This window comes from Nonomuraea polychroma, assembly GCF_004011505.1.
GTDB classification, from domain to species: Bacteria; Actinomycetota; Actinomycetes; order Streptosporangiales; family Streptosporangiaceae; genus Nonomuraea; species Nonomuraea polychroma.
In genome coordinates, this window is sequence record NZ_SAUN01000001.1 from 6,714,102 (window position 1) to 6,728,495 (window position 14,394).

The window sequence follows — 14,394 nt, forward strand, 5'->3', positions numbered from 1 at the left end:
CCCGGGCGCGTCGCCGCGCCGCGCAGGAGCCCTCGTGTCTCAGTTGTCCGCCAGCACCTCCATGTCGAAGGCGCCGGCGCCAAGTCCTGTCAGCGGTCGTGCCCGGCTCACGGCTGGGCGCGTCCTTAACCGGCGACGTGCTCACCCGCCGGGCCCGCCTCGCCGCCGCGCGTTTTGTCGCGGTCCAGGTCGAGCGGGTCGGCAAGCGCACCGGTGCTGACGTCGAGCGGCCCCTGCGCCAGCCTGGTCACCTCGGGGGGAACCGGCGGCGCGAAGTCGGCCACAAGGCGCAGCCCTGTGAGCACATCGTCGGGTCGAACGGCAGGCGTCATGTGCCGAACAACCATGCGCAGTATGACACACGGTCGTCCAGGCACTTGAGCTGCAGTTCTGTCTGTTCCCTCGGACACCGTCAGCCCCAGGACGGCCTCTCGCGCGTCGAAGCGACGGGGGCCCTTCTTGGTGAGGCGCTCGACCTCCACGGTGCCCGCCGCGAGAAACTTCTCCACCGCCACCTCGGCGAGCTCGCGATCGGCACCAGGCAGCCGCACCTCCCAGTCGGAGACCTCCAAGCGGTCGGCCAGCCCACCCTGACCCGCCTCCACGACGTCGAGCACATCGAGCCCCGGCGGCAGTGACGCGTCCAGACCGGACCTGACCTGCTCGGGGTCGCACGGCGTGGTGACACCGATCTCGAGGTATTCGGCTTCGCTCGCGACACCGGTCGGCGCCGCGCCCGCGTAGGAGATCTTCGGGTGGGGCGAGAAGCCCGCGCTGTAGGCCACCGGTATACCGGCACGGCGGACCGCCCTCTCGACGGCCCGCGAGATGTCGCGGTGGCTGGTGAAGCGCAGGCGGCCGCGCTTGGCGTAACGCACGCGAAGGCGCTGCACCGTGGGCGCGGGCGGAGGCCCTTCGGGAACAGGTTTCAGAGCTTGTCGTCCTTCCCTTGTAAGAGTTCCTTCGTCTCAGGATAAGCCGCCCCAGCGTATGTACGTGTACGCCGAGGCATGGCTCGCCCACTGAGCGCGCTAAACCACCGTAAGAGGAAGGAGTTTTCGCCCCGTGGGGCCGATTTGGATTTCGGTGCCCATGGTCGGGCAGACACCGCAGTCGTAGCACGGAGTCCAGCGGCAGTCCTCGACCTCACCGCCGGAGACCGCCTCCTGCCAGTCCTGCCACAACCATTCGCGGTCGAGCCCGGCGTCGAGGTGGTCCCACGGAAGGACCTCGTTTTCCTCCCGCTCGCGCGTGGTGTACCAGTCCACGTCGATGCCGGCCTTCTCGGCGGCCGCCATCCAGCGCTCGTAGGAGAAGTGCTCGCTCCAGCCGTCGAACCTGCCGCCGTCCTCCCAGACGGCGCGGATCACGGCGCCGACCCGGCGGTCGCCACGCGACAGCAGGCCCTCCACGATCGAGGGTTTGCCGTCGTGGTAGCGGTAGCCGATGGCCCGGCCGTATTCCTTGTCGCTCCTGAGCGCGTCACGCAGCGCCCTGAGCCGCCGGTCGACGGTCTCGTGGTCGGCCTGACCCGCCCATTGGAACGGCGTGTGCGGCTTGGGCACGAAGCCGCCGATGGAGACGGTGCAGCGGATGTCGCGGCTGCCGGTGGCCTCCCTGCCCGCCTTGATGACCTTCTTGGCCAGGTCGGCGATGCCGAGCACGTCCTCGTCGGTCTCAGTGGGCAACCCGCACATGAAGTAGAGCTTGACCTGCCGCCACCCCTGCGAATACGCGGTGGTGACGGTGCGGATCAAGTCCTCCTCGGTGACCATCTTGTTGATCACCTTACGCATCCGCTCCGAGCCGCCCTCGGGTGCGAACGTCAGGCCCGAGCGCCTGCCGTTCCTGGAGAACTCGTTGGCCAGGTCGATGTTGAAGGCGTCGACCCGGGTCGAGGGCAACGACAGCGAGGTGTTGGTGCCCTCGTAGCGGTTGGCCAGGCCCTTGGCGATGTCGCCGATCTCGGAGTGGTCCGCCGACGACAGCGACAGCAGACCGACCTCGTTGAAACCGGACTCCTTGACGCCGTTTTCGACCATCGCGCCGATCGTGGTGATGGAGCGCTCGCGCACCGGGCGCGTGATCATGCCGGCCTGGCAGAACCGGCACCCGCGGGTGCAGCCGCGGAAGATCTCCACGCTGAACCGCTCGTGCACCGTCTCCGCCAGCGGGACCAGCGGCTTCTTCGGATAAGGCCACTCGTCCAGGTCCATCACGGTGTGCTTGTGCACCCGCCACGGCACCTCGGGCCGGTTGGGCGCGACACGCTTGATGCGCCCGTCCGGGTGATAGTCGACGTCGTAGAACTTGGGCACGTAGACGCCGCCGGACTCGGCCAGCCGCATCAGCAGCTCGTCCCGGCCGCCGGGCCGGCCCTCGGCCTTCCACTCACGGACGACCTCGGTGATGGCGATGGAGATCTGCTCGCCGTCGCCAAGCACGGCCGCGTCGAGGAAGTCGGCGATCGGCTCGGGGTTGAAGGCCGCGTGGCCGCCCGCGATCACGATCGGATCGTCCTCGCCCCGGTCCACCGCGCGCAGCGGGATGCCGGCCAGGTCGAGGGCGGTCAGCATGTTGGTGTAGCCGAGCTCGGTGGAGAAGGACACTCCGAGCACGTCGAAGGCCCGCACCGGCCGGTGCGCGTCGACGGTGAACTGCGGGACGCCCTCGGCCCGCATGAGTGCCTCGAGGTCCGGCCAGACGGCGTAGGTGCGCTCGGCCAGGGTCCTGGGCAGCTCGTTGAGGATCTCGTAGAGGATCGCCACGCCCTGGTTGGGCAGCCCGACCTCGTAGGCGTCCGGGTACATCAACGCCCATCGCACGTCGGCGGAGTCCCAGTCCTTGACGGTCGAGTTGAGCTCACCCCCGACATACTGGATCGGCTTCTGCACCTTGGGCAGCAGCGCTTCCAGACGGTGGAAAATCGACTCGACAGGCATACCGTCCAGGGTAGCGGCGGTCAGACGGTGGCAGGTCCGGGGCCGATGAGAAACATGCCAGGTGGACTGTCGCTATGGTGGGCCGCGTTCAGCGGTCCGCCATAGGCGGCGGGGCGTGCGCCTACGGCCTCGATCGGTCGCGACCATAGGGCGGCAGGCCGACGAGCAGACTTCTTGTCGGCGTCCCTTCCTCATTTCCGCTGAGCACCAGGATGTGGTGCCCCTCGTAGCAGGTCAGCTCCACGGCGATCAGGCCGCTTTCCAGATTGTGCACGGCGACGACGTGATTCGCCGGCAGCAGAAAGCGGTCCTCGCACTCATCGCAATAGGCCAGGAACATACTTCAATTAAACGACTGTCCGCGCACCTTGATGGCTTGAAGCAGCCCAACCGCAATGAGATTCGCGAATGTCGCGGTTCCGCCATACGACACGAACGGCAGCGGCAACCCGGTGATCGGCATGATCCCGATCGTCATTCCGACATTGATGAACGACTGGAACGCGAACCAGCACACGATCGTCCCCGCGACCAGCGTCCCGAACCGGTCCTCGCACCTTCTGGCGATCTTCAGCCCGCGCACCAGCACCACGCCCAGCAGCAACACGACCGTGACCGACCCGAGGAACCCGAACTCCTCCCCCGCCACCGTGAAGATGAAGTCGGTGTGCTGCTCGGGCACGAACCTGCCGGTCGTCTGTCCGCCGCCGAGCAACCCCTTGCCGAGCAACTGCCCGGAGCCGATCGCGATCAGCGACTGCGTGCTGTTGTAGCCCACGCCGCGCGGATCGACGCTCGGATCGACGAACGCGGTGAACCGCGCCACCTGGTACGGCTCCAGCATCTGGAAATAGAACACCACGAAAACCCCGGCGGCGGCCACCAAGGTCATCGCTGCGATCACCCGCTTGCGCACGCCCCCGATGATCAGCCCCGATACCATGATCACGGCCAGCACCATGGCCGTGCCGAGGTCGGGCTGGAGCATGACCATCCCCATCGTGATCGCCGAGGCCACGAGCGCCAGCACCACGTCAAGCCAGCGCGGCCGATCAGTGCCTTCGGCCGGTTGCGCCAGCAGCATCGCGATGATCAGCACCAGGCCCACTTTGGCGAACTCCGACGGCTGCACCGCGAATCCCCCGCCCAGCAGGATCCACGAATGCGACCCGTTGATCGTCGCCCCCAGCGGCGTGAGCACCAGCCCCAGCCCCACCAACGACAGCAGGAACACCAGCGGCGCGTAGGCCCGCATCGCCCGGTAGTCGACCGTGGCCACCACGGCGCACAGCACCACCCCGATGATCTCATTGAGCAGGTGCTTCTTCACCAGGCCCGTGGCTCCAGGCGCCCAAGTCCTGGTGGACGACCACACGAGCAGGGTGCCGATCACGCACAGCCCGGCCACCGCGACCAGCATCAACCCGTCGAGTCTGCGTACCTTCGAGTTTTCCTGCGCCATCCGCCGAAGGAGCGAGGGGCGCCGGACGACGGCGGTACGGGTGCTCATCCCGGGATCACCGTCCCGTCCGGACGGAACGTCGGCAGCTTGGTCGTCAGCTTCCCGCCGGGCACGGCCGCCGGACGCTTGATGCCGTAAATGCCCTCATAGATCTCCCGTACGGCCGGCGCCGCGGTCTGCGAGCCCATCCCACCCTGGGAGACCATGACGACCACCACGTACTGCGGGTTCTTCGTCGGTGCGAACGACGCGAACCACGAGGTGTCCTTCTTGCCCCACACCTCCGCGGTGCCGGTCTTGCCGCCGATGCGGACCTTGTCCATCGGGAATCCGGCGAACGCACCCGCCGCGGTGCCATCCTGGGCGACCTGGCTCAGTGCGTTCTTGATGTAGAGGCGTTCCTTCTCGCTGAGCGGCAGCTTGCCGACCACCGGCACGGGGAAGGTCCTGACCACTTTGCCGTCGGGCCGCACCTGCGCCCATCCGATGCGCGGGCTGCGGAGCTTCCCGTCGCTCACCAGCGCCATGTACGCCCTGGCCAGCTGCATCGGCGTGACCAGCACGTCGCCCTGCCCGATGGAGAAGTTGGCCGAGTCACCGGGCCGCAGCAGGAAACCCTCGGTGCAGTTCTCCAGCGCCAGCCGCTTGAGGAACTCGGCCCGCGCCCGGTCCTTCACCTCGGGATATCCCTTGCGCGACCGCTCGCAGTTGGTGGCGCTGGTCTGGTTCCACAGGTCCTTCTTCCAGGCCCGGTCGGGGATGCGGCCGGCGGACTCGCCGGGCAGGTCCACGCCGGTCGGACTGCCGAACCCGAACGCCCTCGCCATGTTGGCGAACACCTCTTTCGGCTTCTTCTTCGGGTGTCGCCCGCCATCCTTGAGGTATTGCTCGTAGGCCGCCCGGTAGAAGATCGTGTCGCACGACTTGACCAGCGCCGTGTGCAGGTCGAGGGTGCCCAGCGCGATGCCGCGGAAGTTGTTGAAGGCCCGGCCGCCCACCGTGTACGAGCCGGGGCAGCCGTACTTGCCGTTGAGCGGATAGCCCGCCCGCAACATCGCCGCGACGGAGGAGATCTTGAACGTGGACCCCGGCGCGAACTGGCCGTTGATCGCCCTCGACACCAGCGGCTTGCCCGACTTCTCCGACAGCAGCCACTGGTAGCCACGCGCCGAGATCCCTCCGCCCCAGATCGCCGGGTCGTACCCGGGCGCGCTGGCCAGCGCCACCACCCGCCCCGTGCGCGCGTCCAGCACCACCCCGGCGCCGCCGTCGGCCGCGGGCGCGCTCTTCATCGCCTTGTTCAGCGCCCTCTCGGTGATGGCCTGAATCCGTGAGTCGATGCTGGTCACCAGGTGATCCCCGGGGATGGGCGTCACCTGCTCCTCCACACCGAGCGCCTTGCCCATCCGGTCGACCTGAACCCGGCGCAGCCCCGACTTGCCGCGCAGCGCGTCGTCGTAGACGTATTCGAGCCCGTCACGCCCGGCCAGGTCCACGCCCGAGAAGCTGGCTTTGAGCCCTTCCCGTTTCTCCAGCTCCTGCTCGGTCACCGGCTGCAGGTAGCCGAGCATCTGAGCGCCCGCCCGGCCGCCGGGGTATTGCCGGACCGAGTGGATCTCCGCCGTCACGCCAGGAAACTCCTCCTGCCGCTCCAGGATCTGCAGCGCCTTCCGCGGGTCGATCTTCTCGTCCAGCGGAACGGGCTGGTACGGCGACCCCGTCCAGCACGGTTTGCCCACTCCCGGCCCGCACGGCGTGATCCGCTGCTGCAGGTCCGCCACCGGTGTGCCGAGCACCGCGGACAACTTGCGCAGCACCGTCACGCCCTCGTCGCGCATCCGCGACAGCCTGGCACGGTCCACGGACACGACGAGCGCAGTCTTGTTGCGCACCAGCGGCCGTCCCGACGAGTCGAGGATCTGCCCGCGCACGGCCGGCACGATCACGGCCCGTGTCCTGGTCTCCGTCGCCCGCGTCACGAACTCCTGCCCGCGTACGACCTGCACCTGCCACAGGCGCACGGCCAGCACGACGAGCATTGCCACCACCAGCACGTGCAGCACCAGCAACCGGGCTCGCATCCTCATCATGTCGAATACCTCGGCTGTCTGCCGCGTGTGGTCAGCCAGATCACGATCGGGGAGACGACCAGTGTGTACACGACGGTGACGGGCACCTGCTCGATCAGCGTGGACAGGGTCACCCGGGGATCGGAGATCAGCATCCCCACGGTGGCGGCAAGTAGCGGCGCCAGCAGCACGCACAACACCACGGTCGTCACCGGTCCGCCCGCGCCGCGCCCGGCGATGTAGCCGACGAGCGCCAGCACGAACGCGTACTGTCCCAACAGATGGGCGGTCGGCGGCATGATGTCGACCAGCAGCCCCGCGAAGAACCCGAGCATGGCCCCGGACGCGGCCCCGCGCCCCAGCGAGGCGCCGACGACGGCCAGCAACACCAGGTCAGGTGCGCCACCGGCCGGCAGCGGCACCCTATTGACCAGCATCACCTGCGCCAGCAACGCCAGCAGCACGGAGACCCCGCCGATCACTGCGCCCCCTTCCGACCGGCCCTTCCACTCACCGCGTCCCCTCCCGGCCCGCAGTGCCCGGCCACTTCACCTGCACTCCCCCGAACAGCCACGTCACCGCGACCGCAGCCCGCTCCCACCCCGGCGTCACCGTGACCGCACGCCGCCCACACCGCTCCGTCCGGGCAACCGCACGTAGCCCAGACCGCCGGGTCACCACGACCGCACGCCGCCCGCTCCACTCCGTCCCGGCAACAGCACGTAGCCCAGACCGCCGGGTCACCACGACCGCACGCCGCCCGCTCCACTCCGTCCCTGCGGCCACATTCGCCGCATGTTGCACACAGCTCCGCAACACCTCAAGCTCACCGTGTGCACGCCGCCGGGTCATCGGGATCTCTCCTTGGGAGGCAGCACCGTGTCACGGGGATCCCGCTCGGGCCCGTCCACCACCACACCCACCACGTCGAGCGCGGTCAGATCGGCGTACGGCCGGGCATAGGCGATGCGGGTCAGTTCCCCGGGCGTCGACTCCACCCGCTCGATCACCCCGATCGGCACCCCGGGCACGTAAGGCCGCCCGTTCTGGGAGCCGAAGCTGACGATGCGCCCGCCCCTGGTCAGCGGCGCCGTGGAGTCGAGGAGCCGAAACTGGACGAGCCTCCCGTGCTCTCCCACCCCGTGCACGACCCCGATCTCCTTGCCGCGTTCCAGCCGTGCCCCAGCGGCGGAGGCCGGGTCGCTGAGGAGCACCACCGTCGAGGTGCGGGCGGCGGCGTGGATCACCCGCCCGACCAGCCCGTCGCCATTGAGCACGGTCATCTCGGTCCGCACCCCGTCAGCGGTGCCCGCGTCGATCTGGACGGCGTCCTCGAACCCCGGCTGCCCGCGCCTCGCGACCACGTTGGCCGGGACGATCTTGTATCCGCCCGCCCCTGCAAGGCCGAGCAGCTTCTTGAGCTCATTGGAGCGAGCCGTGTCGAGCTTTCCCGCGAGCAGCCCCGTGCGCAGCTTCGCGTTCTCCTCCCTGAGGGCCCTGATGCGTTCCTGTGCGCTGGGCGCGGACAGGATGGCCTGCACGAACGCGCCGACGGGCCGCAGGAGCCCACCGCCGAACTGCTCGGCCGTGCCGAAGACCCACGCCCCCGCCGCACGCAGTGGGCGCAGCGGCGAGTTGTCGCCGGTCCGGTGGTCGATGGTCAGGATGACCAGAGCCGCCGTCAGCAGCACTCCGAGGATCAGCCGGGCCCGGCGCGAGTCTCTCATCACTGTCGCGACTCCGGCACCAGGACCTCTTTCAGCGCCTCGAACTCCTCGGCACACTTGCCCGATCCGATGGCGACCGAGTCGAGAGGGTTGTCGACGAGATGCACCGGCATGCCCGTCTCGGCCTTGACCCGCTCCTCTAGCCCTTTGAGCAGAGCGCCCCCTCCGGTGAGCGCGATGCCACGATCCATGATGTCGCCGGTCAGCTCGGGCGGGCACTTGTCGAGCGTGACCCTGATCGCGTCCACGATCATGTTCACCGGCTCCTCGATGGCCTTCCTGATCTCCTCGCTCGAGATGATGACGTTCTTAGGCAGCCCGCTGACCAGGTCGCGCCCGCAGATCTCCACATGCGAGCCCTCGTCGGCAGGAAAGGCCGAGCCGATGGCCATCTTGATCTCCTCGGCGGTACGCTCGCCCAGCATCAGCGAGAACTCCTTCTTGGCGAAGGCGATCACCGCCTGGTCGATCTCGTCACCGCCCACCCTGATCGACTGGCTGGTGACCACGCCCCCCATCGAGATGATCGCCACGTCAGTGGTGCCGCCGCCGATGTCGACGACCATGTTGCCGGTCGGCTCGTGCACCGGAAGCCCCACCCCGATGGCGGCAGCCATGGGCTCCTCGATGATGTAGACCTTTCTGGCGCCCGACTGGTAGCCGGCTTCCTTCACCGCCCGCTGCTCGACGCTGGTGATGCCACTGGGCACGGCGATGATGATGCGCGGCTTGGCGAAATGCCGCCGCTTGTGCGCCCTTTGGATGAAATAGCGCAACATTCGCCCGGTGATGTCGAAGTCGGCGATCACGCCGTCCTTCAACGGACGCATGGCGATGATGTTGCCAGGCGTACGACCGATCATTCGCTTGGCCTCGATGCCAACCGCAACGATCTTGCCCGTAGTGGTGTTGATCGCCACGACTGACGGCTCGTTGAGCACGATGCCCCGGCCGCGCACGTAGACCAACGTGTTGGCGGTGCCCAAGTCGACCGCCATGTCACGGCCGAGGAACGCGAGCTTGCTGCCCATGGGGAACGGAGCCCTCCGTAAACGTCGTCGCAAATGACTACGGATCGAATTCGAATCGTAACGTGACGTACCCACCGATGGGTGCGATCAGGCTCCGCGCCCGTCAAAAATCTCCAGCCCCAACCTCAACCGCAATTTTGCCCGGATTGCACCACAACATCCGACCAGCGTCTGGAACGTTCCAGGACGCTCAACTAGTCACCCTAAGTAGCCGCCTCACACCGTACGGCAGCCCACCGACAGAATCCGCTACCCACCCGCCGCCGAAAAGCCGCGTGCCCGCGCAGCTGATCAGCTGCGCGGGCGCGGGCGGAGCGCGAAACGACTAGAACCGGTCCGGGAAGAAGATCTTGATCTCCCTGGCGGCGGACTCGGGGGAGTCGGAGCCGTGCACGACGTTCTCGCCGATCTCGAGTGCGTGGTCGCCGCGGATCGTGCCGGGCGCCGACTTCACCGGGTCGGTGGCGCCGGCGAGCGCGCGGAAGGCCTCGACTGCGCGCGGGCCCTCGAGCACCATGGCGACGAGCGGCCCCGACGTGATGAACTCGACGAGCTCGCCGAAGAACGGCCGCTCGGCGTGCTCGGCGTAGTGGAGCTTGGCGGTGTCGGAGTCGAGGGTGCGCAGGTCCATCGCCACGACCTTGAGGCCCTTGCGCTCCACACGGGCGATCACGTCACCGATGAGGCCGCGCTTAACCCCGTCGGGCTTGATCAGGACAAGAGTGCGCTCGGACACTTGGAGTTCTCCTTCGAACAGATTGGGGTCGCGGCTTGTCGGCGTCCGGCCTCACCGCGAGAACGCTTCACGGGGCCGTGGGCCCGCGCGTCGCCGTAACTGGGCCCTCAGCTTACCGCCCCGCGCCCGTATCCTCGTTTCCCGTGGGGATCTGGGCCGTCTATGGGGATGCGGCGTCTTCGGGCGAATTCCCTTGCGGCGGCACAGCCGGGGCCGTTCCCTCAGGGTCGGCCGGCTCGTCGCCGCCGCTCGGCGGTCTCACCTTGTCGAAGGCCCCCTGAGACGACACCGGCAGCACGATCCGCGGAACGATCCCGGTCGGCCCATCCTCGTCGCCACCGCCCGCCGCCTCACCACCGCCAAGTCTTCGAGCTCCGGCATCAGCGCCACCACCAGGCGCACTTCCGGCCTCCGCTCCCGCTTCAGCCGCGCTTCCCGCCTCCACGCCACCCTGTGCACCCCGCTCTCCACCATCAGCAGCCGCTCCAGCGGTCAGATCAGCACTGCCGTCAGTGGCCCCGGCGCTCGTGCGGTCGCCGCGCCCGGCAGCCTTCCGGTCGGCACGGCCCTCGCTTCCCTTGGAGGCCCGCTTGCCGCCACGCCCGGCAATCCGGGCATCCACCCGATCCCCTCTGCCGACCGCACCCACACCGTCTCCGCGATCACCGCCACCGACCGCAGCCCCGCCATCTCCGCGATCACCGCCACCGACCGCAGCCCCACCGACTGCGCAATCAAGCCCGCCGACAGCCTCCGAGCCCACGCGATCGACTACGTCTCCCGTGCTCCCGCGAGGAGCCGCGTCGCTACCTACGCCATCAGCGCTCGGGACGTCCCCCCACTTACGCCCGCCCCCCACGCCGGAGGACTCCACGCCCCCACCGGCCGGCCCGCCCTGGGCGTCATCCTGCGAGAAGCCCGCACCATCTCCCGCGGGGCCCGGCACGGGCAACGCGTCTCCGCCATCACGCGGGTCGCCACCGTCGTCGCCGGTAGGAGCATCCCTGCAGTCCTCCGCCCCTGGTCCTGCGGTTGATGGACCGTCATCCGGCCCGGCCGTCGCCTCGTCGCCAGGCCGCCGCGCCATCAAAGCCGCGAGCACGATGACCGCCACCACCAGGAAGCCGCCGATCAATGCCCACCAGTGCAACGCCCCGACGAAGTTGTCGACCAGCTCCTGAGCCGACTTCACCCCGTCCAGCATGGCCATCTGCACGCCCGTGCCCAGCAGAAAACCCGCCAGCACCCCGGCGAAGCACAGCGACAACCCGAACGCCGCCGTCCCGATGCTCACTTCCTGCAGCGTGGCCGTCAACGCCACTGCCGCCCCCACAGCGAGCAGCGTGAACGGCACCGCCAAAACGAGCCCGTCGGCCGACGGCACCACAACCCGCACCGAACACAACCCCACCACCATGGACAACAGCCCGAGCGGCGCCAGCCACCGCCCGGAGGCGCGCGCGGACAGCCGCACCACGACGGACGCGCCGACCGCCAGCAGCCCGGCGACCCCGTACGGGATCCAGAGCCCGCGCAGCCCGGGCCCGCCGAGCCCGCCCATCTCCACCAGCGTGACCTGCGCCGCACTGGGGACCAGCACAACGCCGACCGCCACCATCGAGTACGCCAGCGTGCGGCTCTCTCTCGTGCCGATCGAGGCCAACGCCAGCAACCCGGCGACCGCCGTGCCCGCCAGCATGATCACGGGGAGGGCCCGCCACCCTTCGGTCGCGGTGCTGATCGCCACGACGGCGATGCCGGCGGCCGGCACGGCCGCCAGCACCAGCCGGCTGCGCTCCCGTACGTGAAGGTGGGGCTCGGCAGGACGGCCCAGCAGCATCCAGGCGATCAGGTAGACGGCCGCCAAGGCCAGCGCCACCCCCGTCACCAGCGGGTACGGCTGGAGCGTCACCTTCCAGCTGCTCACCTCGTCGAGCGGCCAGAGCGCGAACGCCTCGGCCGCGAGCATGCTCAGGCTGAACACTCCCACCCACAGGGCGCGCAGCACCGGCGCTCGGTGCCAGACGGCTGCGAGCGTGGCGGGGACGACGAGTCCTGCGCCGATGCCGCGCAGCACGCGTACGGCCCCGACGACGAGCTCGGAGGCGGCGTATCCACCTGCGGCGTCGGACAGCGCCATCAGCGCCAGCCCGGCGAGCATGAGATGGGCCGGCTTGAACCGCCGCAGCGCGACGGCCCCGAGCGGGACGGCCAGCATGAGCGCGGGCAGGGCGAGCCCGTGCATGCGCATCAAGCCGACCTGGTCAATGTCGCCGGGCAACAGCTTGGCGACGACGGAGAGCGTGTTGGGGATCGTGATGATCGCCAGCGGCAGCGCGGCCACGACGAGCAGCCCGAGCACCGTGTCGAGCAACCAGGGATGCCTGACGTCTGCCGGACGAGGCGACCGCTGGATCGGGGGGACGGCCATGTAGGCCGACTTTAGCGCGTTGTAGCGCCCTCGACACGGCGAGCGACGATAATGGCAGTGATCCAGAGCGCCGCGAAGATCGTTCCGAGGAAGAACATGGCCGTCACGAGGAAGCCGGTGCAGATGGCCAGCACCTGTACGAGGCTGCCGAGCACGTAGCCGAATGGCCTCTTGAGCAGGCCGGCGGCGACCACGCACAACACGGCCAGCCCGATGCCGACGGTCACGGCGAGCGCGGGCGCCACGCCGCCCACGGTGATCGCCACGGGCGTGATCAGTCCCGCCACGATGGCCTCCATGCCGAGCACCGACGCACCGAGCCTGCGCATCCCTGGCGTGACCTGGAAGTTCTTCATCGAGAACCACCCACCCTCGTCACTGTCGTGACATGGCCGGCCATCAGGAACCATCCGCCTTCAGCAACTGCCGCGCGTCACCGGCCGTGACGACGGACCCGGTGATCAGCACTCCAGTGCCGCTGAACTCGCCTTCCGCGTCGGCGATGCCGATCCCCTTGTCGATGGCATCGTCGAGCCGCTCTTCGACATGCACCCGGTCCTCGCCGAAGAGAGGCTCGGCGAGAGACGCCAGCTCCTCGGCCGGCATGGACCGCGGTGAGGAGTTCCGCGTGACGATGATCTCGTCAAGCATGGGCTCCAGCAGCTCGAGCAGGGCGTCGACGTCCTTGTCGCGCATGACCGCGACCACACCGATGACCTTGGCGAAGTCGAACGCCTCGTGCAGCCCCTCGAGGGTGGCCTGCATGCCTCCGGGGTTGTGCGCGGCGTCGATCACCACGGTCGGCGTCCGGCGCACGACCTCCATACGCCCGGGCGAGGACGCCTGGGCGAAGGCTTGCCGTACGAGATCGACGTCGAGCGGTTCGTCACCGCCGGTCAAAGCCTCGACCGCCGCCAGCGCGCAGGCCGCGTTGCTGGCCTGGTGAGCGCCGTAGAGAGGCAGGTAGACCTCATCGTATACACCCTTGAGGCCACGCAGCGTGAGCAGCTGTCCGCCGATGGCCACCTCTCGGCTCATGACCCCGAACTCCAGCCCTTCGCGCGCCACCACGGCACCCACCTCGGCCGCCCGGCGCATCAGCACCTCGGCCGCGGCCAGCTCCTGCTGAGCCAGGACGGTCGTGGCGCCGGGCTTGATGATGCCGGCTTTCTCGGAGGCGATGCTGGGGATGTCCGGCCCCAGCCGGTCAGTGTGATCGAGCGAGATAGGCGTGATGACCGACACGAGCCCGTCCGCGACATTGGTGGCGTCCCACGATCCGCCCATCCCGGCCTCGACGACCGCGACGTCGACGGGAGTGTCGGCGAACGCCGCGAACGCCATGGCGGTCAGCAGCTCGAAGAACTGAATACGCCGCCCCTGGGTGTCGGTCAGCTCCACATACGGGATGATTTCCTCGTATACCTCGGCGAACCGTTCCTCGCTCAGCGGCTCCCCGTCCACGGTGATCCGCTCGCGCACGGACACCAGGTGAGGGCTGGTGAAACGCCCCACGCGGAGGTTGCGCTCCTTGAGCAGCGCCTCGGTGAGCCGCGCCGTGCTCGTCTTTCCGTTGGTGCCGGCTATGTGTATGACCGGGTACGCCCGCTGCGGCGAGCCAAGCACATCCAGGAGGGCCGCGATCCTGTCGAGCGTCGGCTCGAAATCCCACTCGACGCCGCGCTCCATGATCGCGCGTTCAACCGCACGAAAGTCCACACCTCAACACTACTGACCGCCGGGGGTAGTCAGTACTCAGCCCCTGGTTCCGGCCCCACAACGCAAGAAAGGGCCCCGACACATGTGTCGGGGCCCTTCCCTTCAAAGATTGTCCGGCGGTGACCTACTCTCCCACACCCTCCCGAGTGCAGTACCATCGGCGCTGGGAAGCTTAACTTCCGGGTTCGGAATGTAACCGGGTGTTTCCTTCCCGCCATAACCGCCGTAACCCTGAGAAACAGCACAGTCGTTTGCTGTCTCAGAATCGCATAATGGA

12 protein-coding genes and 1 rRNA gene are annotated in these 14,394 nt (G+C 68.6%); all 13 read right to left on the reverse strand.

Annotation, left to right across the window (positions count from 1 at the left end; all coding sequences use genetic code 11):
- Positions 1-125: 125 nt before the first annotated feature.
- The 13 genes from EDD27_RS30635 to rrf all read right to left on the reverse strand — a co-directional run bounded on the left by EDD27_RS30635 (position 126) and on the right by rrf (position 14,345).
- Positions 126-878 carry a TIGR03936 family radical SAM-associated protein gene (locus EDD27_RS30635; RefSeq protein WP_241564339.1) on the reverse strand — a complete coding sequence of 251 codons (753 nt, stop codon included), beginning with the start codon at positions 876-878 and terminating at the stop codon, positions 126-128.
- 153 nt (positions 879-1,031) lie between these two features.
- Positions 1,032-2,942 (reverse strand): TIGR03960 family B12-binding radical SAM protein, encoded by a 1,911-nt coding sequence (locus EDD27_RS30640; RefSeq protein WP_127935463.1) that lies wholly within the window; start codon positions 2,940-2,942, stop codon positions 1,032-1,034.
- A gap of 121 nt (positions 2,943-3,063) precedes the next feature.
- Positions 3,064-3,282: a hypothetical protein gene (locus tag EDD27_RS30645; protein ID WP_127935464.1), complete on the reverse strand. Its 219-nt coding sequence runs from the start codon at positions 3,280-3,282 to the stop codon at positions 3,064-3,066.
- 3 nt (positions 3,283-3,285) lie between these two features.
- The gene (gene rodA / locus EDD27_RS30650) at positions 3,286-4,452 is read right to left on the reverse strand and encodes a rod shape-determining protein RodA (RefSeq protein ID WP_127935465.1); all 1,167 of its coding nucleotides are present in this window, start codon (positions 4,450-4,452) and stop codon (positions 3,286-3,288) included.
- Positions 4,449-6,494 carry a penicillin-binding protein 2 gene (gene mrdA, locus EDD27_RS30655; RefSeq protein WP_127935466.1) on the reverse strand — a complete coding sequence of 682 codons (2,046 nt, stop codon included), beginning with the start codon at positions 6,492-6,494 and terminating at the stop codon, positions 4,449-4,451. The genes rodA and mrdA overlap by 4 nt, the downstream gene beginning before the upstream one ends.
- Positions 6,491-6,955, reverse strand: coding sequence for a rod shape-determining protein MreD (gene mreD / locus EDD27_RS30660; RefSeq protein ID WP_127935467.1), 465 nt, complete (start codon positions 6,953-6,955; stop codon positions 6,491-6,493). The genes mrdA and mreD overlap by 4 nt, the downstream gene beginning before the upstream one ends.
- 366 nt (positions 6,956-7,321) lie before the next feature.
- Complete coding sequence (gene mreC, locus EDD27_RS30665) at positions 7,322-8,200, reverse strand: rod shape-determining protein MreC (protein WP_127935468.1); 879 nt, start codon at positions 8,198-8,200, stop codon at positions 7,322-7,324.
- Positions 8,200-9,231 (reverse strand): rod shape-determining protein, encoded by a 1,032-nt coding sequence (locus tag EDD27_RS30670; RefSeq protein ID WP_127935469.1) that lies wholly within the window; start codon positions 9,229-9,231, stop codon positions 8,200-8,202. Before EDD27_RS30670 ends, mreC begins: the two co-directional genes overlap by 1 nt.
- A gap of 325 nt (positions 9,232-9,556) precedes the next feature.
- Complete coding sequence (ndk, locus tag EDD27_RS30675) at positions 9,557-9,967, reverse strand: nucleoside-diphosphate kinase (RefSeq protein ID WP_127935470.1); 411 nt, start codon at positions 9,965-9,967, stop codon at positions 9,557-9,559.
- Between the two features lie 160 nt (positions 9,968-10,127).
- A complete protein-coding gene (locus EDD27_RS30680) occupies positions 10,128-12,398 on the reverse strand; it encodes an MFS transporter (protein WP_127935471.1) in 2,271 nt (756 codons plus the stop codon).
- 11 nt (positions 12,399-12,409) lie between these two features.
- Positions 12,410-12,754: a DUF4233 domain-containing protein gene (locus EDD27_RS30685; protein ID WP_241564340.1), complete on the reverse strand. Its 345-nt coding sequence runs from the start codon at positions 12,752-12,754 to the stop codon at positions 12,410-12,412.
- Between the two features lie 43 nt (positions 12,755-12,797).
- The gene (locus tag EDD27_RS30690) at positions 12,798-14,087 is read right to left on the reverse strand and encodes a bifunctional folylpolyglutamate synthase/dihydrofolate synthase (protein ID WP_127941070.1); all 1,290 of its coding nucleotides are present in this window, start codon (positions 14,085-14,087) and stop codon (positions 12,798-12,800) included.
- Between the two features lie 141 nt (positions 14,088-14,228).
- Positions 14,229-14,345: ribosomal RNA gene (gene rrf, locus EDD27_RS30695) — 5S ribosomal RNA — on the reverse strand.
- Between the last annotated feature and the right edge of the window lie 49 nt (positions 14,346-14,394).